This window comes from Pseudomonas sp. Marseille-QA0892 (genome assembly GCF_054950135.1).
The window spans coordinates 2,567,750-2,589,389 of record NZ_CM143104.1 but is presented as its reverse complement, the minus strand read 5'-3'; the positions used below and the strand labels follow the sequence as shown (position 1 = coordinate 2,589,389).

Annotated in this window: 19 protein-coding genes; 16 read left to right on the top strand and 3 right to left on the bottom strand. The window is 60.5% G+C overall.

Annotated features, from left to right (window positions below; genetic code table 11):
• Window positions 1–72: 72 nt before the first annotated feature.
• The 8 genes from ACY8D3_RS12015 to mazG all read left to right on the top strand — a co-directional run bounded on the left by ACY8D3_RS12015 (window position 73) and on the right by mazG (window position 9,635).
• Window positions 73–1,008, top strand: a complete 936-nt coding sequence (locus tag ACY8D3_RS12015) for an ABC transporter substrate-binding protein (protein WP_462379013.1) — start codon at window positions 73–75, stop codon at window positions 1,006–1,008.
• Window positions 1,005–2,018, top strand: a complete 1,014-nt coding sequence (locus ACY8D3_RS12010) for a FecCD family ABC transporter permease (RefSeq protein ID WP_462379012.1) — start codon at window positions 1,005–1,007, stop codon at window positions 2,016–2,018. Before ACY8D3_RS12015 ends, ACY8D3_RS12010 begins: the two co-directional genes overlap by 4 nt.
• On the top strand, window positions 2,015–3,079 hold the full coding sequence (locus ACY8D3_RS12005; RefSeq protein WP_462379011.1) for a FecCD family ABC transporter permease: 1,065 nt from the start codon (window positions 2,015–2,017) through the stop codon (window positions 3,077–3,079). Before ACY8D3_RS12010 ends, ACY8D3_RS12005 begins: the two co-directional genes overlap by 4 nt.
• A 40-nt stretch (window positions 3,080–3,119) precedes the next feature.
• Window positions 3,120–3,938: an ABC transporter ATP-binding protein gene (locus ACY8D3_RS12000; protein WP_462379010.1), complete on the top strand. Its 819-nt coding sequence runs from the start codon at window positions 3,120–3,122 to the stop codon at window positions 3,936–3,938.
• 108 nt (window positions 3,939–4,046) lie between these two features.
• Window positions 4,047–4,946: a cysteine synthase CysM gene (gene cysM, locus ACY8D3_RS11995; protein ID WP_462379009.1), complete on the top strand. Its 900-nt coding sequence runs from the start codon at window positions 4,047–4,049 to the stop codon at window positions 4,944–4,946.
• A gap of 42 nt (window positions 4,947–4,988) precedes the next feature.
• A complete protein-coding gene (gene rlmD / locus ACY8D3_RS11990) occupies window positions 4,989–6,344 on the top strand; it encodes a 23S rRNA (uracil(1939)-C(5))-methyltransferase RlmD (RefSeq protein WP_462379008.1) in 1,356 nt (451 codons plus the stop codon).
• A gap of 152 nt (window positions 6,345–6,496) precedes the next feature.
• The gene (relA, locus tag ACY8D3_RS11985; protein ID WP_462379007.1) at window positions 6,497–8,740 is read left to right on the top strand and encodes a GTP diphosphokinase; all 2,244 of its coding nucleotides are present in this window, start codon (window positions 6,497–6,499) and stop codon (window positions 8,738–8,740) included.
• Between the two features lie 55 nt (window positions 8,741–8,795).
• Window positions 8,796–9,635 carry a nucleoside triphosphate pyrophosphohydrolase gene (gene mazG, locus ACY8D3_RS11980; RefSeq protein WP_462379006.1) on the top strand — a complete coding sequence of 280 codons (840 nt, stop codon included), beginning with the start codon at window positions 8,796–8,798 and terminating at the stop codon, window positions 9,633–9,635.
• Here mazG and ACY8D3_RS11975 read toward each other — a convergent pair.
• Window positions 9,632–10,567, bottom strand: a complete 936-nt coding sequence (locus ACY8D3_RS11975; RefSeq protein ID WP_462379005.1) for an aspartyl/asparaginyl beta-hydroxylase domain-containing protein — start codon at window positions 10,565–10,567, stop codon at window positions 9,632–9,634. The genes mazG and ACY8D3_RS11975 overlap by 4 nt on opposite strands.
• A gap of 154 nt (window positions 10,568–10,721) precedes the next feature.
• Here ACY8D3_RS11975 and ACY8D3_RS11970 point away from each other — a divergent pair, with 154 nt between their 5' ends.
• Entirely contained in the window at window positions 10,722–11,261 is a 540-nt protein-coding gene (locus ACY8D3_RS11970) for a DUF2058 domain-containing protein (protein WP_462379004.1), read from the top strand.
• A gap of 352 nt (window positions 11,262–11,613) precedes the next feature.
• Here the strand turns inward: ACY8D3_RS11970 and rne are convergent, their stop codons facing one another.
• Window positions 11,614–14,868 carry a ribonuclease E gene (rne, locus tag ACY8D3_RS11965; RefSeq protein WP_462379003.1) on the bottom strand — a complete coding sequence of 1,085 codons (3,255 nt, stop codon included), beginning with the start codon at window positions 14,866–14,868 and terminating at the stop codon, window positions 11,614–11,616.
• Window positions 14,869–15,594: 726 nt separating this feature from the next.
• Here rne and rluC point away from each other — a divergent pair.
• Genes rluC through ACY8D3_RS11950 form a run of 3 tightly spaced genes read left to right on the top strand, consistent with a single transcriptional unit; the run spans window position 15,595 to window position 18,200 of the window.
• A complete protein-coding gene (gene rluC / locus ACY8D3_RS11960; RefSeq protein WP_462379002.1) occupies window positions 15,595–16,548 on the top strand; it encodes a 23S rRNA pseudouridine(955/2504/2580) synthase RluC in 954 nt (317 codons plus the stop codon).
• Window positions 16,541–17,230, top strand: coding sequence for an HAD-IIIA family hydrolase (locus tag ACY8D3_RS11955; protein WP_462379001.1), 690 nt, complete (start codon window positions 16,541–16,543; stop codon window positions 17,228–17,230). Before rluC ends, ACY8D3_RS11955 begins: the two co-directional genes overlap by 8 nt.
• On the top strand, window positions 17,220–18,200 hold the full coding sequence (locus ACY8D3_RS11950; protein ID WP_462379000.1) for a S49 family peptidase: 981 nt from the start codon (window positions 17,220–17,222) through the stop codon (window positions 18,198–18,200). The genes ACY8D3_RS11955 and ACY8D3_RS11950 overlap by 11 nt, the downstream gene beginning before the upstream one ends.
• A 10-nt stretch (window positions 18,201–18,210) precedes the next feature.
• Here ACY8D3_RS11950 and ACY8D3_RS11945 read toward each other — a convergent pair whose 3' ends face one another.
• Entirely contained in the window at window positions 18,211–18,789 is a 579-nt protein-coding gene (locus ACY8D3_RS11945; RefSeq protein WP_462378999.1) for a Maf family protein, read from the bottom strand.
• A gap of 124 nt (window positions 18,790–18,913) precedes the next feature.
• Between ACY8D3_RS11945 and ACY8D3_RS11940 the strand changes: the two genes are divergently transcribed.
• Genes ACY8D3_RS11940 through fabD form a run of 4 tightly spaced genes read left to right on the top strand, consistent with a single transcriptional unit; the run spans window position 18,914 to window position 21,640 of the window.
• Window positions 18,914–19,438, top strand: a complete 525-nt coding sequence (locus ACY8D3_RS11940; RefSeq protein ID WP_462378998.1) for a YceD family protein — start codon at window positions 18,914–18,916, stop codon at window positions 19,436–19,438.
• 13 nt (window positions 19,439–19,451) lie between these two features.
• Window positions 19,452–19,634, top strand: a complete 183-nt coding sequence (gene rpmF, locus ACY8D3_RS11935; protein ID WP_462378997.1) for a 50S ribosomal protein L32 — start codon at window positions 19,452–19,454, stop codon at window positions 19,632–19,634.
• Between the two features lies 1 nt (window position 19,635).
• Window positions 19,636–20,655, top strand: coding sequence for a phosphate acyltransferase PlsX (plsX, locus tag ACY8D3_RS11930; RefSeq protein WP_462378996.1), 1,020 nt, complete (start codon window positions 19,636–19,638; stop codon window positions 20,653–20,655).
• A 40-nt stretch (window positions 20,656–20,695) separates the two neighbouring features.
• Entirely contained in the window at window positions 20,696–21,640 is a 945-nt protein-coding gene (gene fabD / locus ACY8D3_RS11925) for an ACP S-malonyltransferase (RefSeq protein ID WP_462378995.1), read from the top strand.

Sequence of the window (21,640 nt, the reverse complement as noted above, 5' to 3'; positions counted from 1 at the left end):
AGCGCTGTCAGGCACGGATTCGCTGCCAGCAGCCTTCCGCATTGTTGTTCATTCACCAGAAGGAAGCATTTGATGATATTTGGAATCCCGCGCAACACACGCCGTCTGGTGAGCCGGCTGGCCCTGGTTGGCATCGTTGGTGCGCTCCCCTTCGGCCTGGCGCTAGCTGAGCCTCGCACTATCGATACGGCCTATGGTCCGGTTCAGCTCGATGGGACACCACAACGGGTCATTGCGCTTGGCGAGAATCCGCTGGATGTCGCTCTGGCAGTCGGCGTCACACCCGTAGGTGCCGTGGCCACGCGAGGTGGCAACGATGTATCGGAGTATCTCAAGGAGAGAGCTGGCAACGTTCGTATCGTGGGTACGGCGAGGGAAACCAATCTCGAATCCGTATTCGCACTGAAGCCCGATCTCATCCTCACTTCTCCTTCGTTAAGCAAGGACGAGTATCAAAAACTGAGCCTGATGGCGCCGACCATCGTGCCCAAAGGCGACTTTTTCGATGACTGGCGGGTACTCGTGCGCCTTTATGGCGAAGCATTGAACAAATCCGCTGAGGCCAACGCGGAAATCGAGGCAATCGAGGCGCGTATCGCAGAGCTCAAAGGCAAGATCGAACCGGGTCAGGTCGCATCCGTAATACGGTGGAACCCGCAGGGCCCCGGTGTGATGTCTTCCCATCTGTTTGTCGGGCAATTGCTTGGCGCGGTTGGATTCAAGGGCACCGCAACGGCGGAAAGCCTGACGCAAAAACCACACAGCGACCCGCTCAGTCTCGAGAACCTCTCGCGCATCGATGGGGACTGGCTGTTTCTGGCGACACTGAACGAGGATGGCAGCAAGGCGCTGGCTCAAGCCCGTCAGCAGCCAGCGTTCGCCCGTCTCAATGCGGTTAGCAAGGGCCATGTCACAACAGTCGACGGGCAGATATGGACGAGTGGCAGCGGCCCGCTGGCTGCCCGGGTCATCCTCGATGACGTGGAGAAGGCCGTCAGTTCGCAATGACCTCCTTGCGCCATGGCGGTCGGCTTCCTCTCGCGACCGCATTGGCAGGCTGTCTCGCATTGGCAGCCTGCCTGTGTATTGCCAGTTTGCTGATCGGGGCCGGAGACGTCGGTATCCCGCAGAGTGCGGCTGCCCTTTTTTCGTCTGCGGATGGGGAAGCCCGCTTTGTCGTGTTCGAACTCCGACTCCCCCGCACATTACTTGGGCTGTTGACCGGTATTGCACTTGGTGCGGCCGGGGCAGTGCTGCAAGCCGCTACCCGCAACCCATTGGCAGAGCCAGGGCTTCTGGGCGTTAGTGCAGGTTCCTCGTTCGCCGTGGTGCTGGCCATCAGTCTGGGTGCCAGCGCAGCTACGCTTCATCTTGGCGTTGCTATCAGTGGCGCATTGGCAGGCTGTCTGCTGGTGCTGTTGGTAAGCCAGACGCGCGGGGTAGGCGATGACCCGGTGCGACTGGTGCTGGCCGGCGCTGCATTCTCGGGAATCCTGACGGCCATCAGCGCGTTGATTCTCCTCCACGACCAACGCAGCTCGGATGAAATCCGCTTCTGGATCATCGGTGCCTTGGCGGGGCGGCCACAAGACGTCCTTACCTGGAGCGTGCCGGGGTTATTGATGGGGCTCCTGCTGCTCGTTCCGCTGGTACGTCCGCTCGCCGCACTCGCGCTCGGCGAAAAAATGGCGACCGGGCTCGGACACCGCCCTGCCTTGACGCGTATCGGTGCGCTGGTGGCCGTTGCGATTCTGGTTGGCACGGCCACTGCCGCGGCAGGGCCCATCGCGTTCGTCGGACTGGTGGTTCCTTTCGTTGCGAGACGGTTGGCCGGTCCGGACATTCGCCGAACGCTTGGCCTCTCCATGATCCTGGGGCCAAGCATCATCCTGTTCTCCGACATTCTGTCCAGGCTTCTCGTCAGCCCATATGAGCTTCCAATTGGCGTGATCACGGCGCTCATCGGCGCGCCGGTGCTCATGGCTGTCGTCAGAACCCATCGGTTGCCGACGCTATGACGCTGCCCGTTATCACGTCCAAACGTGCGCCCGCTGGCCATTGGCTTTTGGCCGTTGGCCCATGGCGCGTCCTCATGCATCAGCGCGGTGCAATTGTTGGCCTCATACTGATGCTCGGTGTCCTGCTGATCAGCGGTGTCAGTCTGGCAGCGGGTTCCGCAGGTCTTGGGCCAATGACCGCATTGGCGGCTGCGCTGGGGCAGGGCGAGCCGATGCACGTATTCCTGGTCCAGGAGCTGCGCTTGCAACGGCTCATGGCTGGGCTCATGACCGGCGCCGCATTCGGTATCGGTGGTTGCTTGCTGCAAACACTCGCGCGTAACCGCCTGGCGACGCCTGGAATCATCGGCATCGATGACGGCGCCACGGCATTTGCGGTAGCGTCGATCGTTGCGGTTCCCACAACACTCGCGCCGTCGATGCTGGCTCTGATCGGCGCAACGACGGCCGCCGCCCTGGCCTTCGGATTAAGCGCGGGTGCCGGCGCGCGAGGTTATCGCTTTATTGTGGTGGGTATCGCGGTAGGTGCCATCTTCGGGGCGATTACCAATCTTATGCTGGCGCGAGCGGACATTGACGCGGCCAATCTCGCATACCCCTGGACGGTCGGTAGCCTGAACGCGCGACCACCCCAGGCGATATGGCTACTGGGCATCGGCTTGCTGGTCGCGCTGCCATTGGTCAAATACCTCGGCCGTACGCTAACGCTCATGCGCTTTTCCGACAGTGTCGCGATCGGCCTCGGTGTGCGCCTCGCGGCGATGCGCATGCTGACTCTGGTTACCACGGTGGTGCTGACGGCGCTGGCGGTTGCGGTGGCTGGGCCCGTTGGGCTGATCGCGCTCGCTGCGCCGGAAATGGCTCGTTACCTGAATGGACACCGGGGCGTCCCGGTGTTGTGCTCTGCGCTCGCGGGTGCGCTACTGATGACCTGCGCCGATCTTGTCGGTCGTACGTGGCTGGCTCCGATTGAAATTCCCGTAGGCGTCATCACCGCAATCGTTGGTGGGCCGTACCTGCTCTGGATATTGCTGCGTCAGTCGTCCCGGAGACTGGCCTGAGTGCCGTCTCCGGGGCGGCGGCCGTTTTGGATGGATGTTAATGACCACCTCGAACCTCTTTGCCACACGCCCTGCCACTGACGTAACGCTTGCCGCAGAGGCCTTGAGCCTGGGTTATCCCGATACGGCCATCATTGAAGGGCTGTCGCTGCGCATTCCGCCTGCCCGCGTCACGGCGATCGTCGGACCGAACGGGTGTGGCAAGTCCACGTTGCTGGCGGGCTTGTGCCGTCTGCATAAACCCAGCGCGGGGAGTGTGCTGCTCAACGGCAAGGTCATTTCGACCCTGCCGTCCAAGGATGTGGCACGGCTGCTTGCGTTGCTGCCGCAAGACGCAATGGCGCCCGACGGACTAACGGTTTCCGAATTGATCCGTTTTGGCCGGCAACCGCACCAGAGCCTGTTGCGCCAGTGGTCGCCCGAGGACCAGGCGATTATTGATGAGGCACTACGAGTAGCGGACCTGGAAGCATTGGCCGAGCGCCCGCTCGAGTCCATGTCAGGTGGGCAGCGACAGCGTGCCTGGATTGCCATGGCCATCGCTCAGCAGACACCGCTACTGTTGCTGGATGAGCCGACCTCGGCCCTGGATCTCGGCCACCAGATTGAGGTTTTCGAGCTGATTCGGGATTTGGCCGGGGCTGGCAAGACAGTAGTCATGGTGGTGCACGACCTGTCGAGTGCATGCCGGTATGCCGATCATCTTGTCGCCATGAAAGCTGGCCGTATCATCGCCGAGGGCGCGCCTTCGGCCATCGTGACACCAGAGCTTGTCGAGGCGCTCTACGACGTACGCTGCACGCTGATGGCCGATCCAGTCAGCGGAACGCCGGTGATCGCGGGCGTCACCCGTCGCTGATCCACTCCGTACCAAGGTCACAGGCAGGCCGTTGGAGCGCCCGTTGGGGCTGGCGCTTTTTTCCCGGTATCATGGTTGTCTTTCCAGCTGTCTGGACTCGAGTCACACATGAGCCTGTCTTATCCCACGATTGCCGAGTGCATCGGCAATACGCCCCTGGTTCGTCTGCAACGGCTGCCGGGCAATACGACGAATACCCTGCTGGTAAAGCTCGAGGGCAATAACCCTGCAGGTTCGGTCAAGGACCGGCCAGCGCTTTCCATGATCGAGCGCGCCGAGCTCAACGGTCAAATCCAGCCGGGCGATACCCTTATCGAGGCTACATCCGGCAATACCGGAATCGCGCTGGCGATGGTAGCGGCGATGAAAGGCTACCGAATGCTCCTGATCATGCCCGACAACATGAGCGCCGAGCGCAAGGCGGCCATGACCGCGTATGGGGCCGAGCTGGTTCTGGTGACCCGCGAAGAAGGCATGGAGGGCGCACGTGATCTTGCCGTGCGCATGCAGGCCGAAGGCAAGGGCAAGGTCCTTGACCAGTTTGGTAATGGCAACAACCCGATTGCGCACTACACGGGAACGGGGCCCGAGATCTGGCGCCAGACCGGCGGCACCGTGACACACTTCATCAGTTCCATGGGTACGACCGGTACCATCATGGGGACCTCCCGGTACCTCAAGGAGCAGAATCCCAACGTGCAGATCGTAGGGCTGCAGCCGCAGGAAGGCGCGTCCATTCCTGGTATTCGTCGTTGGCCCGAAGCCTACCTGCCCAGCATTTTCGAACCGTCTCGCGTCGACCGCATCGTCGACATGTCTCAAGCAGAGGCGGAGAACGTGATGCGTCGGTTAGCGCGGGAGGAAGGCATCTTCTGTGGCGTGTCATCGGGCGGCTCGGTGGCGGCCATGCTGCGCTTGTCGGCCGAAGTCGAAAACGCAGTCATGGTGGCGATTATCTGCGACCGCGGCGATCGGTACCTGTCTACCGGGATTTACGACCAGCCGTGATTCGGCGGTCTGTACAGGATTGAGCAGTCGGCAAGGTGAGTAATGGCCAGGCGTAGTGGTGGGTTGCGTTTCCAGCCGAGCGGCGGCGCGCGAAAAGTGTCGGTACCGACGGGCAAGAAGCAGACGCTTGGGATCGAGCGTCTGGCCGATGATGGGCGCGGGATAGCATTTTCCGAAGGCCGCACATGGTTCGTGACAGGAGCGCTTCCAGGTGAGTCGGTGCAGGCACGGGTATTGGGCGCACGTGGACAGGTCGTGGAAGCCCGGCTGGAACGCGTGCTCGAATCATCGCCGCAGCGCCGCGAAGAGCCATGCCCGTGGGCACGTCAATGCGGCGGCTGCTCTCTCCAACATATCGACCATGCCGATCAGCTTGCGCTGAAAGAAAAAGCGTTGGCCAGCCATCTGGAGCGTATTGCGAACCTGAAGCCGGACGAGTGGGCGCAGCCGCTCGCCGGGCCTGCGTTCGAATACCGCCGGCGCGCGCGCGTGGCGGTCCGTTGGAGCGAGGCTGCGCAGGCACTCGAAGTTGGCTTTCGTGAGGCTTCCAGCCAGGCGATTGTCGGCATCAGCGATTGCCTTGTCCTGGTGCCGTCGCTCCGGCCCATCCTGGGATCGCTGTCCCCTGTGCTTGGCGCATTAGAGGACCCGCGTTCAATTGGTCACGTGGAGTTGTTCCAAGGCGATGCCAGCGTCGTGCTGGTTCGTCATACCCGCCCGCTCGGTAGGGCGGACCAGGCGGCGCTTCTTGCATTCTGTAGTTCACACGATGCCCAGCTTTGGCTGCAAGGCAAAGGCGAGCCCGAGCAGGTAAGTGCTGAGAAAGGGCTGACCTACACACTTGCTTCGCAGCATATGAGTCTTGCGTATCGGCCCGGCGACTTCATACAGGTCAATGCAGCGGTCAACGATGCGATGGTCGCTCAGGCGCTCGAATGGCTGGGCCCGCTGGAGGGTTTGAAGGTACTTGACCTGTTCAGCGGTCTCGGCAATTTCTCGTTGCCTTTGGCTCGGCGCGCCCTAAGCGTGGCAGGTGTCGAAGGCTCCAGCGAAATGGTGATCCGTGCCCGCGCCAACGCCGCGCAGAATGGTTTGGACAATGTGCACTTTTTCGAGGCCGATCTGTCGAAGCCGCTGCCTGACTTACCATGGGTCGAGGATGCTTATGACGTCATCGTGCTCGACCCGCCGCGTGATGGTGCGTTCGCGGTTGTCCAAGATGCCAAGCGCTGGTCTGCGAATCGGGTCCTGTACGTATCGTGTAACCCGGCAACGCTCGCCCGTGATGCTGCCGAGTTGTCAAAATACGGCTATCGGCTGGTTCGTGCTGGCGCCATGGACATGTTTCCGCAGACCGCTCATGTCGAAGCGATGGCGTTGTTCGAGCGTGAGCGCTGATGGGTTTGAAGTGGCATGGCGTCTGTAGTTTGAAGAAGGCGGTTACGGGGCGGCCCATCCGGCGATGGTGTAGCTCCCGATGTCGAACCGACCGACAATGAATGTCGGCGCCCTGGCCCGCTGAAAGCGGGTCCTGAAGGAAGGTATGCGAGATGGTACAGGTTAGAGCGCACCAGCCGATCAACACTGACGGCAGCATCAACCTTGAGGCGTGGCTGGACCACGTGGTCAGCCTCGATCCGCTCCTGGACCGCGATGCACTGCGCGCGGCGTGTGAATTCGCACGTGAGGTCGAGCAACAGGCGAACGCGGCGCAAAACCTGTGGGTGGAGGGCACCTCCAGTTTCCAGACGGGCCTGGAGATCGCCGAGATACTCGCGGATTTGCGGCTGGATCAGGACTCGCTCGTCGCTGCGCTCATCTACCGGGCCGTGCGGGAAGGCAAGACGGATCTTGTGGAGGTCCACAAGCGCTTCGGTGACGTGGTTGCCAAGCTCATTGAAGGCGTGCTGCGCATGGCTGCCATCAGCGCAAGCCTCAATCCGCGACATTCACTCGTACTGGGTACACAGGCGCAGGTCGAAAACCTGCGCAAGATGCTGGTCGCGATGGTGGACGATGTCCGCGTCGCGCTTATCAAGCTCGCGGAGCGAACCTGCGCCATCCGCGCCGTCAAAACGGCCGACGATGAGAAGCGCCACCGGGTCGCGCGGGAAGTTTTCGATATCTATGCGCCCCTCGCGCACCGCCTCGGCATCGGTCACATCAAGTGGGAGCTTGAGGACCTGTCGTTTCGCTACCTCGAGCCCGAACAGTACAAGCAGATCGCTAAGTTGCTGCATGAGCGCAGGCTCGACCGTGAGCAATACATCAATACGGTCATGCAGCAACTCAAGGACGAGCTCGCCGCTACAGGCATCAAGGCTGATATCAGCGGCCGCGCCAAGCACATCTACTCGATCTGGCGAAAGATGCGCCGCAAGGGGCTGGAATTCAGTCAGATATATGACGTTCGAGCGGTTCGTGTCCTCGTACCGGAGATGCGCGATTGCTACACGGCGCTGGGCATCGTCCATACGCTGTGGCGCCACATTCCCAAGGAGTTCGATGACTATATCGCCAACCCGAAGGAGAACGGCTATCGCTCGCTCCACACGGCGGTGATCGGGCCCGAAGGCAAGGTGCTCGAGGTTCAGATCCGGACCCATGCGATGCATGAGGAGGCTGAGTTGGGTGTCTGCGCTCACTGGCGCTACAAGGGCACCGATGTGAAGTCAGGCTCCAGTCACTACGAGGAGAAGATCTCGTGGCTCCGGCAGGTGCTCGAATGGCACGAAGAACTTGGCGACATCGGCGGGCTGGCGGATCAGCTCAGGGTCGATATCGAGCCTGATCGCGTCTACGTGTTTACTCCGGATGGCCACGCCATCGACCTACCGAAAGGGGCGACCCCGCTGGATTTTGCCTACCGCGTACATACTGAGGTCGGGCACAACTGCCGTGGTGCGAAGATCAACGGGCGTATCGTGCCCTTGAACTACAACCTTCAGACCGGTGAGCAGGTCGAGATCATCACCGGCAAGAACAGTGGCCCGAGCCGTGACTGGCTGAACCCGAACCTGGGGTACGTCAATACCTCGCGGGCGCGCGCCAAGATCGTCCACTGGTTCAAGCTGCAGGCCAGGGATCAGAACGTGGCCGCAGGCAAGGCTCTGCTGGAGCGCGAGCTTACCCGCTTGGCTCTGCCGCCGGTAGATTTCGAAAAGTTGGCTGAGAAAGCCAACATGCGGACTGGTGAGGACATGTTCGCTGCGCTGGGCGCTGGCGATCTCCGATTGGCCCAACTCGTAAATCAGGCGCAGCAACTCGTCGAGCCGGAACGGCCGGTCGAGGTGCTTGATCTGCTGCCGAAACGGCCCAGCACCAAGCCGGGGGCCCGTCGTGGTGATGTGCAGATCCAGGGCGTGGGTAATCTGCTCACGCAAATGGCGGGATGCTGTCAGCCGTTGCCGGGCGATCCCATCGTGGGCTACATCACACTGGGTCGTGGCGTCACGATTCACCGTCAGGATTGCGCCACTGTCCTGCAGCTTTCGGGGCGCGAGCCTGAGCGAATGATCCAGGTAAGCTGGGGACCGGTACCTGTCCAAACCTACCCGGTCGACATTCTGATCAAGGCGTATGACCGTTCGGGACTGCTGCGTGACGTTTCCCAGGTGCTGCTGAATGAGCGCATCAATGTGCTGGCCGTTAATACGCGCTCCAATAAGGACGAGAACACGGCGACGATGTCGCTGACGATCGAGATCCCTGGCCTTGATGCGCTCGGTCGCCTCCTTGCTCGGATTTCACAGCTTCCCAATATCATAGAGGCGCGCCGCAACCGGGCCGCCTGAGCCGCGCGCGTGCAGCCATACGTGCGCGACGGCTGCGACCAACCGGAGACCCTCGATGTATACGCTGGATGACCTTCTCCACCTGATGGCCCGTCTGCGGGATAACGAGTACGGTTGCCCCTGGGATCTCCAGCAAACCTATCGGTCGATCGTTCCTCATACCATCGAAGAAGCCTACGAAGTCGCCGATGCCATTGAGCGGAATGATCTGTCTCATCTGCCCGGTGAGTTGGGTGATCTGCTTTTTCAAGTGGTCTATTACTGCCAGTTTGGTCGAGAGGAAGGGCGCTTCGACTTCACGACCGTAGTCGACTCGATCACCCAAAAGCTCGTGCGGCGCCACCCGCATATCTTCCCTGATGGTGATCTGTACGGTTCGACTGCAATTCCGCGCTTGGGCGAGCTTGAAATCAAACGCCGCTGGGAAGAGATCAAGGCCGAGGAGCGTGCAGAGAAGGCGGGTGCGCCCGAACAGCTATCATTGCTCGATGATGTACCGACGACGCTGCCTGCGCTTTCGCGAGCCGGCAAGTTGCAAAAGCGCGCAGCCACGGTCGGGTTCGATTGGCCGGATGCGCTGCCTGTAGTCGATAAGCTTCGCGAAGAGCTCGAGGAGGTGCTTGAAGCCATGGCTCAGGCGGATGCGAACGCTCAAGCGGAAGAGGTGGGGGATCTACTCTTCGCCGCGGTCAACCTGGCTCGTCACCTTAAGGTCGATCCGGAGGCGGCGCTGCGGTCGGCCAATGCCAAGTTCGAGCGGCGTTTTCGCTTCATTGAGCAGCGGGTGACCGAGACAGGGCAGACGCTCGAGGCGTGTAGCCTCGAGCGACTCGAGGAGCTGTGGGGCGAGGCCAAGGTCAACGAGAAGGCCCCGCGCTGCGGTCGGTCGGGTTAGCCGACCATCCAGTGAATAATTAGCGCCAGAAGGGCGACGGCCAACACCGGGCGCCCGATGCGATATGCCTTCGGGTAGCGCCTTTTGAACTGCTTCACTCGGCTGCCGATGGTATCGCCCATGCGCTTGAACAGGCCGTACGCTCGATTGACGCTACCTACGCGCTCGCCTTCGACATTCTGCGGCGCGGTCGCACGGCCGAGTACGCCGCTCAACCAACGATTGACGCTCCTCAGACCGACAGGCAGTGGACGTTCGACGTCGCAGAAAAGGATAACGCGCGTCTTGTCGGTTTCATTCTTCACCCAGTGTACGAACGTTTCGTCGAACATCACGTCTTCGCCGTCACGCCATGCGTAGGGTTGACCGTCGACGAAAATCCGACAGTCGTCCGAGTTGGGTGTGGAGAGACCAAGGTGATATCGCAGCGAGCCGGCGTAGGGATCACGGTGCGGATTCAGGTGGCTACCCGGTGGGAGGAGCGTGAACATCGCGCCCTTGACGCTCGGTACCTGCTGAAGGATCTCGACCGTTTTCGGGCATAGTTGCTGTGCAGAAGGTAAGGGGCCGTCATACCAGGTCAGGTAGAAACGCTTCCAGCCACGTTTGAAGAACGAGCCAAATCCGGCCTCATTGTCCTTGAGGGCTGAGCGTATGTAGCCTTCGTCGAAGAGACGTAGGGCCTCTTCGCGAATAACCTCCCAATTATCCTTCAGTACATCCAGCTCGGGAAACCGGTCCCGGTCAAGGTACGGCTTGGACGGTACGCGAGAGAAGAGATACATCAGCGCGTTGTAAGGCGCGAAGATCGCAGAGTGGTTGACCAGTTGGCGCAGCAGCGGAAGTCGTGCCTGGCCGCGAAGATGAACATAAAGGATGCTTGCGACGAAAACGAAGAGCACCCCGAACTTGAGAAAAAAAGTAGGCGTCATGTTTGCTTGCTATCCGAAGCGATGAAAGAATCCGTGGAGCATTGCGCGCCATAGACTCACACTTGAGGCTGATGAACGCAATCCCGCATTCTATAGGTCCCATGGGCGTAGCGTTTCAGATTTCCTCCGTGGCGAAGCGAGAGAGTTCGATCCAATGAGCATGTCATTACGTGACCAGTTGCTTAAAGCTGGCTTGGTAAATGAGAAGCAGGCCAAACAGGCCGGGCGTCAGAAGCAGAAGCAACAGCGGCTGGAGAAGAAGGGTCAGGTCGAAGTCGACGATAGCCAGCGTCAGGCTGCGCTCAAGGCGCAGGCCGAGAAGCTGGCGAGAGATCAGGAGCTGAACCGCCAACAACAGGAAAAGGCTGAACAGAAGGCTCGTATCGCTCAGGTCAAGCAACTCATAGAAAACAGTCGTCTGCCGAAGCTGACGACAGATGACTATTACAACTTCGTCGATGACAAGAAGGTCAAGCGAATCGCGGTCAATGCACTGATGCGCTCCAAATTGAGCGGTGGCTCGCTCGGTATTGTCCGCCATGGTGGCGGTTACGAAGTCGTCCCCCGTGAGGTGGCTCTCAAGATCCAGGAGCGCGATCCTCGTCGCGTGGTGGCCCTGAACGAGGCGACTGAAGAGCTGGATGAAAATGATCCATACGCGGCCTACAAGATCCCGGACGATCTGATGTGGTAATAACAGACAGCTGAGCGTTCGCGCTTGAGTCGTGCACGAGGCCCGCTCTTCTTGAACCGGTACGTGAAAAGGCCGACTGCATAGTCGGCCTTTTTGTTTTCGTGTGATGCCCGCTAGCTAAGTAGAGTCTGCGTATCGCTCTGCTTGGCTGAATGCGCCGACTTTCAGCCTAAAGCGGTCGGCAGCGCCTACCTCGCTTTCAAAAAAGACCCAGGCAGTTGTGAGCTGCCAGTTGGGTTGCTCGCTTGCAGCCGACGATAGGCGGAAGCGCCTGATGTACGAGCCCATCTGATACTTAACTCGCGGCCAAAAAAAGGGATGCCCATGGCATCCCTTTTTTGTTACCACACCATCAGGCGTTAGGCTTGTTGTCCGAAGTAGTGATGGCTTCATCACGCTTCAAACGATCGTGGTCATCCTCATCGTCACGCAGATCACCAGTTGCCTGGGTTGAGTCGGCTGGTGTATCCACTTTAGCCGATTCAACCTCCGGAGCTTCTTCCCTGGCAGGTTGCTCCTCACGGACGCTGCTGCTCGCCAGGGAGGCGATCTGTTCGATCTCATCCGCCACTGGCTGGCTGTCGCTAACCGGCTCGACAATCACCTCGGCTGGTGCCGGCTCGATGGCCTGAACCGGCTGAGAAACCGATTCACTTGCTGCTTCGCTCGCAATCATTGGGCTAGCCGGTTCGCTCTTGGTCGATTCGGAGGCTTCGACTGCTTCGACTGCTTCGACTGCTTCGGCTGCTTCGCGCGCCAGGCGCTCGGCTTCCCGCTGACGACGACGAACTTCACGAGGATCGTTCGGTGCACGACCACCAGTAGTGACAGCAGGTGACGGGGCGGCAGCTTCGGGCTCCGCTGCGTTGCGGGCCTCTGGCACTTCGGTTGCTTCCGCCTTCGCTTCGACGACCGGCTTCTGCTCGGCTGCTACAGGCTCTGCAACGGCCGCAGATGCTTCGATGGCGGCAACTTCGGTTACGTTGACCTCGGCTTTGGGCGCTGTCACCTCACGCGGTGTCTCGGCCTTCGGCGTCTCGATCGACTCAACTGCTGCGATTTCCTCTGTAGCGTCGACTGCCGCTTCTCGAGGGCGATCAGTGTCCGCGGCCATGACTGCGGCAGGCTTTTGCTCAGATGCCTCAAGCGCTGCGTCGATCTGGCTTGCAACGTTAGGTGTCTTTTCGACGGCGGAATCTTCGGCAGCCACGGAGGCGGCAGCGATAGTCGCCGCAGCGGCGACCGAGGTTTCGGATGCCGGGATATCAGTCGATTCGTTCGGCTGGCCCTCAGCGTTCGCATCGTTTGCTTCATCGGACGAATCACGCTGACGGTCACGGCGGTTGCTACGACGGCGCTGCCCACGCGAACGGCGGCGCGGACGCTCGCCATCGATCGTTTCCTGGCTATCGTCCGCCAGCTCTTCCTGATCCTTGATCTCTTCGTTGGTCTCTGGAAGCGGCTCTCTCAGCTCGCGTTGACGTTCGCCACGGCCGCGACGGCCGCCTTCGGGACGCTCTGCACTGTCCCGGGGCTGACGGTCTTCACGCGCAGGGCGCTCCTCACGAGGGGCGCGTTCTTCGCGCGCCTGGCGCTCCTCGCGTGGCTGCCGTTCCTCTCGCGGTGCGCGCTCGCTCTGGCGCTCTTCACGAGGCTCGCGCAGTTCACGGCTTGGGCGCTCGCCGCGTGGCTTGCGGCCTTCCTGAGCATCACGGGGCTCGCGATTATCGCGTGCTTCGCGCGGCTGGCGGTCTTCACGTGGTTTGCGCTCATCATCGCGGCGGCTGTCGCGGCGACGATTCTGCTGACGGCCGTTCCGGCGCTCGTTGCTACGGTTCGGTCGCTCGGTAGGCTCTTCTTTCTCGGCAGGCTGAGCGGCTTCCGGCTGCTTACCCGCAAATATGCTTATCAGCGATTTCACCAGGCCCTTGAATAGACTGGGCTCGGAGGCTGACGTTGCAGGCGAAAGCGGCGCCGCGGCGGCGGGTTCGGCAGCGGCAGGTGCAGGCGTTGTGCGCTCGGGTGCTGTCTTGACGGCGGCTTCCTGGCGAACCAGGGTGCGCGTCGAGCTGATGGGTTGTACTTCTTCGGTCTCGATCGGCGCCATTTCGTAGCTGGATTGACCGGAGATGACTTCGGGGCTGTCGTCGCGAAGGCGCTGCACTTCGAAGTTCGGAGTTTCCAAGTGGTCATCTGGAAGGATGAAAATGCGTGCACGGGTGCGTAGCTCGATCTTGGTGATCGCGTTGCGCTTCTCGTTCAGCAGGAACGCAGCCACCTGGAATGGCACGCGCGCGCGTACTTCCGCAGTCCGGTCCTTGAGCGCCTCTTCTTCGATAAGACGGAGGATCGCGAGTGACAGGGATTCCACATCGCGGATGATCCCTTGACCATTGCAGCGTGGGCAAACAATGCCGCTGGTTTCACGCAGCGACGGACGCAAGCGCTGACGGGACATTTCGAGCAGGCCAAAGCGCGAGATGCGACCAATCTGGACGCGAGCGCGATCGGCCTCGAGAGCTTCGCGCATCTTGTCTTCGACTGCGCGCTGATTCTTGGCGGGCGTCATGTCGATGAAGTCGATGACGATCAAGCCGCCAATGTCGCGCAGACGCAGCTGCCGCGCGATCTCTTCAGCTGCTTCGAGGTTGGTCTGCAACGCAGTCTCTTCGATGTCGCCACCTTTGGTCGCGCGCGCCGAGTTGATGTCGATGGATACGAGCGCTTCGGTGGGGTCGATGACGATCGAGCCGCCGGACGGGAGCTTCACCTCACGCTGGAAGGCTGTCTCGATCTGGCTTTCAATCTGGAAGCGGTTGAACAGCGGAACGCTGTCCTGGTACAGCTTGATCTTGTTCTGATATTGCGGCATCACCTGGCGGATGAAGCTGAGTGCTTCTTCCTGCGCGTCGACGCTGTCGACCAGAACCTCGCCGATGTCCTGGCGCAGGTAGTCGCGAATGGCCCGGATGATGACGTTGGATTCCTGGTAGATCAGGAAGGGCGCGGCGCGATCCTGCGAAGCGTCCTTGATGGCGGTCCACAGTTGCAGAAGGTAGTCGAGGTCCCATTGCAGCTCTTCGCTGCTGCGGCCGAGGCCTGCCGTGCGAACGATAAGGCCCATGTCGGCCGGGGCGTCGAGACCATTCAAGGCCTCACGAAGCTCGTTCCGCTCTTCACCCTCGATGCGCCGCGAGATGCCGCCTGCGCGAGGGTTATTTGGCATTAGGACGAGGTAGCGTCCTGCGAGACTGATGAAGGTGGTGAGGGCTGCACCCTTGTTGCCGCGCTCTTCCTTCTCGACCTGGATGATGACTTCCTGGCCTTCGGAGAGTACGTCCTTGATGTTTACCCGGCCTTCGGGAGACTTCTTGAAGTATTCCCTGGAAATTTCCTTGAGGGGGAGGAAGCCGTGACGCTCGGCGCCGAAATCGACGAAGGCGGCTTCGAGGCTGGGCTCGATGCGGGTGATACGGCCCTTGTAGATATTGGCCTTCTTCTGCTCGCGTGCACCAGACTCGATATCGAGGTCGTACAGGCGCTGGCCGTCTACGAGGGCAACACGCAACTCTTCGGGTTGAGTTGCGTTAATCAGCATTCTTTTCATGTGTTACCAACGGTTTCCGGGCTACCGGAAACAACGATCGGCACACACGACTCTCGCGGTCGTGTCAGGTGTGCGTCAGAAGCGGCACGCCGCTTCAGTGTCTAGCAAAATCCCCCATCGAATGGCGGATCGCGACGACGTCTCCTGCTTGCTGTTGCACTACGCAAGCACAGGATCAGGAGGAGGAATCGAACACCGGTTGCGGACGGGACAAGCGCGTCTCGAGCGTCTTATCGCTCACGCAAGCGGCTCCGTGCATCTCCACCTGCACGTAACCCTTGAAAATCGGGTGCCGCTCACTGAATCCGGAGCGGGTTTTATTAAAATTCGCGGCCTCTTCAAGGCTGCGCATCACGAGTCAGGCTCTGGTTTTTCGGGCTGCTCATCGCTTTTGGCGGAGCACCGAGGGGACGGCCTTACGTCCGGATTGAACTGTAGCAATCTGCTCGGGACGGCGTGAGCCGGGCTTCCGTGCGGGCCGCGTCAAGCGGCGTTCGCGACTATAACAGTAATATTTAAGTGCTTCAAATAGCTGAAATTGCTATGCTCCGGGGCCGCCGTAGAGGCCTTCCAAACGGATCGCAGCCCGTGCGATTTGCGGTCTCCAGCGGTGTGGCTTCAAGAAGGAGAAGGATTTGATCCATCTGCATAGAGCACTGTCCTGTCGGGCAAGCTCGGCTGGCGCCAAGGCGCAGCCCGTCGATATCAGCTGCCGATGGAGGGTGCATGGCGACTGATACCCAGGCGGGGCAGGGCGTGCAGTTCATTCAAGTGGCACCCGAGTATGCGGGCCAGCGCATCGATAACTTCCTGAAAACCCAGCTCAAGGGTGCGCCGAAGACGTTGATCTATCGCGTTCTTCGTAAGGGAGAGGTGCGGGTAAACAAGGGACGCATCAAGCCTGAATACAAACTCCAGGCCGGTGATATCGTTCGTGTCCCACCCATGCGGCTGGCTGAGGCGGGCGAGCCGGTGCCGGTGGCAAAGGCGCTGTTGCAGCGGCTCGAAGCGTCAATCGTATACGAAGACAAGGGTCTGCTCGTTCTGAACAAGCCGGCTGGCATTGCCGTGCATGGTGGAAGCGGGTTGAGCTTTGGCGTGATCGAGGCAATGCGTCAACTACGCCCCGAGTGCCGGGAGCTCGAACTGGTTCACCGTTTGGATCGCGATACGTCAGGGCTGCTGATGGTCGCTAAGAAGCGCAGCATGCTTCGTCATCTTCACGAAGCGTTGCGCGGCGATGGGGTGGATAAGCGCTATTACGCGCTGGTCCGCGGCAGTTGGCCTGCCTCGCGTAAGCAGGTCCATGCGCCGTTGCAGAAGAGCAACCTTCGCTCAGGCGAGCGGATGGTCGAGGTGAGCGCCGAGGGTAAGGAAGCGTTGACAACGTTTCGGGTCGTTCGGCGGTTTGGCGAGTTTGCGACCCTCGTGGAAGCGAGCCCGGTCACCGGTCGAACCCACCAGATTCGCGTGCATGCCAAGTATGCGGGTCATCCAATTGCAGGGGACTCCAAGTACGGCGACGACGACTTCACCCGCGAGATCAGGGATTTGGGTGGCAAGCGCCTGTTCCTGCATGCGCACGCGCTCGTCATCACACTGCCGGATGGCGAAGCATTGTCGCTGGAGGCGCCCGTGGATGAGATTTGGGTGGAGACACTGGAGCGGCTTGATGCGTGACGTCGAGTTGTTGATCTTCGATTGGGACGGCACGCTGTGTGACTCGGTGCCGCGTATCGTGGCCGCCATGCGGTCAGCAGCGCTCGATTGCGGGATTGCGCCTGCCGGTGCGGACGCAGTCCGAGCGATCATTGGTATGTCGCTCGATGAAGCGATCCGTATGGTTCACCCGGACTTGCATCAGGATCTGCTGGCACCCTTCATTATTGCCTACGGCGCCCATTACCTGGAGGCTGATACGGTACAGCCGTCCCCATTGTTTCCCGGGGTTGCGGATGCTCTTTCTGCGTACGCGGAGGCGGGTTATCGCATGGCGGTGGCAACAGGCAAGAGCCGTCGAGGGTTGGATCGGGTCCTGGCGCAGCACGGCTGGACCCGATTTTTCGATGTCACGCGTTGCGCCGATGAGTCCGCGGGCAAGCCCGATCCACGCATGCTCCATGAAATACTGTCGTACTGCGACGTGCCGGCATCTCGGGCGGTGATGGTGGGCGATTCGCTATTTGACCTGGAGATGGCCCACAGGGCGGGAATGCGCTCGATTGCCGTCACCTATGGTGCGCAGCCAGCCGAGCGGCTCCAGGCGGCGCGGCCTACCCGGGTTATCGACCAGTTTTCGGCATTGACCGATTGGTTGATGTGTCCACAGCAGTCCAGGGGATTGAACGAACATGTCGGATGAATGGAAGGCGCCACCAGAGAACGGGGACGCCAAAAGCTGGAAGCTTCTGGAGAAAACCCTACTTGCGGGAATTCGAGAGCAGCGACGCGCGCGGCGCTGGGGTATTTTCTTCAAGTTGCTGACCTTCGCCTATCTCTTCGTGGCTGTGTTTCTGATATCGCCGCTGTTCAGCCTGTCGTCCGGCAGTGGCGGTAGTGGTGAACCGCACACGGCGCTGATTGAAGTGCGTGGCCAAATCGCAAGTGATACTCGCGCCAGCGCGGACAATATTGTCGGCAGCCTGCGCAAAGCGTTCGATGATCCTGGCGCGCGCGGTGTGATCCTTCGCATAAACAGCCCCGGCGGTAGCCCGGTTCAGTCTGGCTATATATACGACGAGATCCGGCGCTTGCGTGCGCTGCACCCAGACACCAAGGTCTACGCCGTCATCACGGATCTGGGGGCTTCCGGTGCCTATTACATTGCAAGCGCCGCGGACCAGATCTATGCCGACAAGGCAAGTCTGGTTGGGTCCATAGGGGTCACTGCAGCAGGTTTTGGCTTCGTCGGTGCCATGGATAAGCTCGGCGTCGACCGGCGCGTTTATACCGCCGGGGAGCACAAGGCCTTCCTTGATCCATTCCAGCCGCCAAAGGAAGAAGAGGCACGCTTCTGGCAGCAGGTTCTTGAAACAACCCACAAGCAATTCATAGCCAGCGTGAAGCAGGGCAGGGGAGATCGTTTGAAGGACGCGGATCATCCGGAACTGTTTTCCGGGCTTGTATGGTCGGGCGAGCAGGCGCTGGCGCTGGGTCTGATCGATGGGCTGGGTAGCTCAAGTCAGGTGGCGCGAGACGTAATCGGCGAGGAGAATATTGTCGATTATACAATCGAGGAATCTCCCCTGGATCGGTTCGCGAAGCGCCTGGGCGCGAGCGTTGCAGAAAACATCGCGATCTGGACCGGCTTCTCCGGCCCGTCGCTGCGGTGACTAAAGAGCGTCACGGTACCTGAACGCCTTCCTCTAGCAGCATATCGACCAGTCTGATAAGGGGAAGCCCGATCAGACTGGTCATGTCGCTGCCTTCCATGCTGCTGAAAAGGGCGATACCTAGTCCTTCTGCCTTGAAGCTTCCTGCGCAGTCGAGGGGGGACTCGGCTCGCAGATAGCGATCGATTATCGTCTCGTCCAGTTCGCGAAAGTGGACGGTAAAGGTGATTGTGTCGCGTTGAATCCGGCCGGTAGAGGTATTGAGAAGTGCGAGGCCCGTTTCGAAGCGTACGCTTTGCCCGCTGGCTGCTCGAAGTTGTTCCGCTGCGCGCGCATGGGTATGGGGTTTGCCCAGCACTTCATCGCCTAGGATAGCTGCCTGATCCGAGCCGATAATCAAGTGGTTCGGAAAGCGGTCGGCCAGTGCCTTCGCTTTTTGCTCGGCGAGCCGTGCCACCATGTCCCGTCCCGGTTCGTGTGGTAGTCGCTCTTCGTCCACCTCGGGTGAAGCATGCTGAAAGGGGATATGCAGCCGCTGTAGCAGCTCGCGGCGATAGGGCGAGCTGGATGCCAGAATAAGGTTTTTCATAAACGCCTCGATCAAGGGGGAGCATGCAAGGCCGAATAGGCGATACTGCCATTCGGCGCCGATTGCATGTGCCTTGGGGATTTTCTTTGACAGCGCCAGGGGGCGTCCATAGAATACCGCGCCTATGTTGAATGGCCCGATTCCACCTCACGTTGATCCGCGCAAGCTGGCGGACCGCGGTGCGTCCCTCCAAGGTTCGCTGCCGCTGTCGCGGTTTGAGCGTCTCTCTGCGCAGCTAGTCGATACCGTCGGCGATGTCCATGCGAGCTTCACGTTCGAACGGGACGAGCTCGGCGCTCCCTTGATGCGTGGCGTGCTGGAGACCGAGGTCAGGATGATATGTCAGCGGTGCCTCGATGTGGCCGCACTGCCAATCCACGGCGAATATACATACGTTGTGGTATGGCCGGGCTCCGAGCAGTCGGTGCCCAAAGCCTATGACACATTGGAAGTAGGCGAAGAACCCCTGGATCTGCTGACGTTGGTTGAGGATGAGTTGTTGCTCGCCTTGCCGATCGTGCCGGTCCACGATCCGGAAGATTGCCAGCAGCCGGCAGGTCTCGACGAGCCTGAGCCGAGCGAGGACGAGGTTAAGCGGTCCAACCCGTTCAGCGTACTGGCGCAGTTGAAGCGTGACCCAAACGGTTAGGAGTTAATGAATTATGGCTGTTCAGCAGAACAAAAAGTCCCGTTCCGCACGTGACATGCGTCGTTCGCACGATGCGCTCACCCCCAATGCTCTGTCTGTCGAGAAGAGCACTGGCGAAGTCCACCTGCGCCACCACGTCTCCCCAGACGGTTTCTACCGTGGTCGCAAAGTGATCGACAAGGGCGCTGACGAGTAATTTGTCAGTCCCGGTCATCGCCATCGATGCAATGGGTGGGGACTTCGGTCCCCACTGCATTGTTCCGGCTTGCGCTGTATGCCTGGCCGAAATCCCTTCGCTTCATCTGGTCCTTGTCGGCCACTCCCAACTCCTGAAAGAGCTTACCGCCCAGTGTCCCGGCGTTGATTACTCACGTCTGGAGATTGTGCATGCCAGTGAAGTGGTAGGGATGGGCGACCGGCCTTCTGCCGTCCTGCGAAGCAAGCCTGACGCCTCAATGCGGGTCGCATTGGAGCTCGTGCGTGACGGAAGAAGCGCGGCATGCGTCAGTGGGGGTAATACCGGGGCGCTGATGGCGTTGTCTCGGCAGGTATTGACCATGCTGCCGGGTGTCGACCGACCAGCCATGATGGCGGCTATACCGACGCGGGCCGAACCGTGTCATGTACTGGATCTGGGTGCGAATGTCGACTGCACACCGGAGCAGCTTTACCAGTTCGCGGTAATGGGAGCTGTGGCCGTAGAGACATCCGGCTGTTCCAGGCCGCGAGTGGCGTTGCTGAACGTGGGTGCAGAGCCAGGCAAGGGGAATCTACAGGTTCGCCTGGCTGCGGAGTTGCTCGAACGGTCGGGCGCGTTGAACTACATAGGGTTCGTCGAGGGTGATGATCTCTACAAAGGCAAGGCCGATGTCGTTGTATGCGATGGGTTTGTGGGCAATGCGCTTTTAAAGGCGAGCGAAGGCCTGGCGGGTATGATCTCGGAGCGCTTGCGTTCCGTATTCAATCAGTCGCTGTCGGCACGGGTCATTGGCGGGGTGGCACTGCCGCTGCTTAGGCAGCTCCAAGAGGAATTGGCCCCTGCTCGTCATAACGGTGCCAGTTTGCTTGGCCTTAAGGGTATTGTGATAAAGAGTCACGGCTCGGCGGGGGAGCAGGGTTACGCCAGTGCCATTCGCCGTGCCGTGCGTGAGATCGATGAGGGATTGCCTCGTCGCGTAAGTGACCGGCTTGGCGCCGTGTTGGGCGATCCGTCGTGAACGGTCGCATTTTTTAGTCGACGCTAGAAAGAGAAGATCGATGAGCTCATCCATTGCATTCGTCTTTCCCGGGCAGGGTTCCCAGGCTGTAGGCATGCTGGCCGATCAGGCGGCACACTATCCGCTGATCCAGCAGACATTCGAGGAAGCCTCTGACGCACTGGGTTACGACCTATGGGCGCTGGCCCAGAACGGTCCTGCTGAAAACCTTAATCAGACCGACAAAACCCAGCCAGCAATTCTTGCTGCGTCCGTCGCACTTTGGCGTCTCTGGAATGCCGAGGGCGGTCCCGGTGCGCAATACGTGGCGGGCCATAGCCTGGGTGAGTACTCCGCATTGGTCGCTGCCGAAAGCCTTCCGTTTGCTGCAGCTGTAAAACTCGTTGAATTACGTGGACAGTTGATGCAGGCGGCCGTACCCCAGGGGCAGGGCGGGATGGCGGCGATTCTCGGTCTGGAGGACGCTGATGTGTTGGCTGCGTGCGCCGAAGCGTCGCAAGGTGAGGTCGTTAGTGCCGTCAATTTCAATGCGCCTGGGCAGGTCGTCATCGCTGGGGTCGCTGCGGCTGTGGAGCGGGCGATCGAGGCGTGCAAGGCCAAAGGTGCCAAGCGGGCACTGCCTCTGCCGGTGAGTGTGCCGTCCCACTGTGATCTTATGCGCCCGGCCGCGGAGCGTTTCGCTGATGCGTTGACGGCAATCGACTGGCAGGCGCCGAAGGTGCCATTGGTACAGAACGTCGATGCCGCTATCGCTAGCGACGCAGATCGCGTGAAGGCCAATCTGGTAGCTCAGTTGTACAGCCCGGTTCGCTGGGTTGAATCAATGGTGTGCCTGCAGCAGCAAGGCGTCACGGCTCTGGTAGAATGCGGCCCCGGACGGGTGCTGTCGGGTTTGAACAAGCGCTGCGTCAAGGGCGTGGAAACTTTCAATCTTGATACGCCTGACGTCTTCGCGGCAGCGCGTAGTGCACTGTTGAACGAGTAA

What these genes read in the sequence shown, in the direction of transcription:
- rpmF (WP_462378997.1), top strand. Translation starts at nt 19,452, where the DNA reads ATGGCTGTTCAGCAGAACAAAAAGTCCCGTTCCGCACGTGACATGCGT.
- ACY8D3_RS11940 (WP_462378998.1), top strand. Translation starts at nt 18,914, where the DNA reads ATGTTGAATGGCCCGATTCCACCTCACGTTGATCCGCGCAAGCTGGCG.
- ACY8D3_RS12000 (WP_462379010.1), top strand. Translation starts at nt 3,120, where the DNA reads ATGACCACCTCGAACCTCTTTGCCACACGCCCTGCCACTGACGTAACG.
- fabD (WP_462378995.1), top strand. Translation starts at nt 20,696, where the DNA reads ATGAGCTCATCCATTGCATTCGTCTTTCCCGGGCAGGGTTCCCAGGCT.
- ACY8D3_RS11950 (WP_462379000.1), top strand. Translation starts at nt 17,220, where the DNA reads ATGTCGGATGAATGGAAGGCGCCACCAGAGAACGGGGACGCCAAAAGC.
- ACY8D3_RS12010 (WP_462379012.1), top strand. Translation starts at nt 1,005, where the DNA reads ATGACCTCCTTGCGCCATGGCGGTCGGCTTCCTCTCGCGACCGCATTG.
- mazG (WP_462379006.1), top strand. Translation starts at nt 8,796, where the DNA reads ATGTATACGCTGGATGACCTTCTCCACCTGATGGCCCGTCTGCGGGAT.
- rlmD (WP_462379008.1), top strand. Translation starts at nt 4,989, where the DNA reads ATGGCCAGGCGTAGTGGTGGGTTGCGTTTCCAGCCGAGCGGCGGCGCG.
- ACY8D3_RS12015 (WP_462379013.1), top strand. Translation starts at nt 73, where the DNA reads ATGATATTTGGAATCCCGCGCAACACACGCCGTCTGGTGAGCCGGCTG.
- ACY8D3_RS11970 (WP_462379004.1), top strand. Translation starts at nt 10,722, where the DNA reads ATGAGCATGTCATTACGTGACCAGTTGCTTAAAGCTGGCTTGGTAAAT.
- ACY8D3_RS11955 (WP_462379001.1), top strand. Translation starts at nt 16,541, where the DNA reads ATGCGTGACGTCGAGTTGTTGATCTTCGATTGGGACGGCACGCTGTGT.
- rluC (WP_462379002.1), top strand. Translation starts at nt 15,595, where the DNA reads ATGGCGACTGATACCCAGGCGGGGCAGGGCGTGCAGTTCATTCAAGTG.
- ACY8D3_RS12005 (WP_462379011.1), top strand. Translation starts at nt 2,015, where the DNA reads ATGACGCTGCCCGTTATCACGTCCAAACGTGCGCCCGCTGGCCATTGG.
- cysM (WP_462379009.1), top strand. Translation starts at nt 4,047, where the DNA reads ATGAGCCTGTCTTATCCCACGATTGCCGAGTGCATCGGCAATACGCCC.
- relA (WP_462379007.1), top strand. Translation starts at nt 6,497, where the DNA reads ATGGTACAGGTTAGAGCGCACCAGCCGATCAACACTGACGGCAGCATC.
- ACY8D3_RS11975 (WP_462379005.1), bottom strand. Translation starts at nt 10,567, where the DNA reads ATGACGCCTACTTTTTTTCTCAAGTTCGGGGTGCTCTTCGTTTTCGTC.
- rne (WP_462379003.1), bottom strand. Translation starts at nt 14,868, where the DNA reads ATGAAAAGAATGCTGATTAACGCAACTCAACCCGAAGAGTTGCGTGTT.
- ACY8D3_RS11945 (WP_462378999.1), bottom strand. Translation starts at nt 18,789, where the DNA reads ATGAAAAACCTTATTCTGGCATCCAGCTCGCCCTATCGCCGCGAGCTG.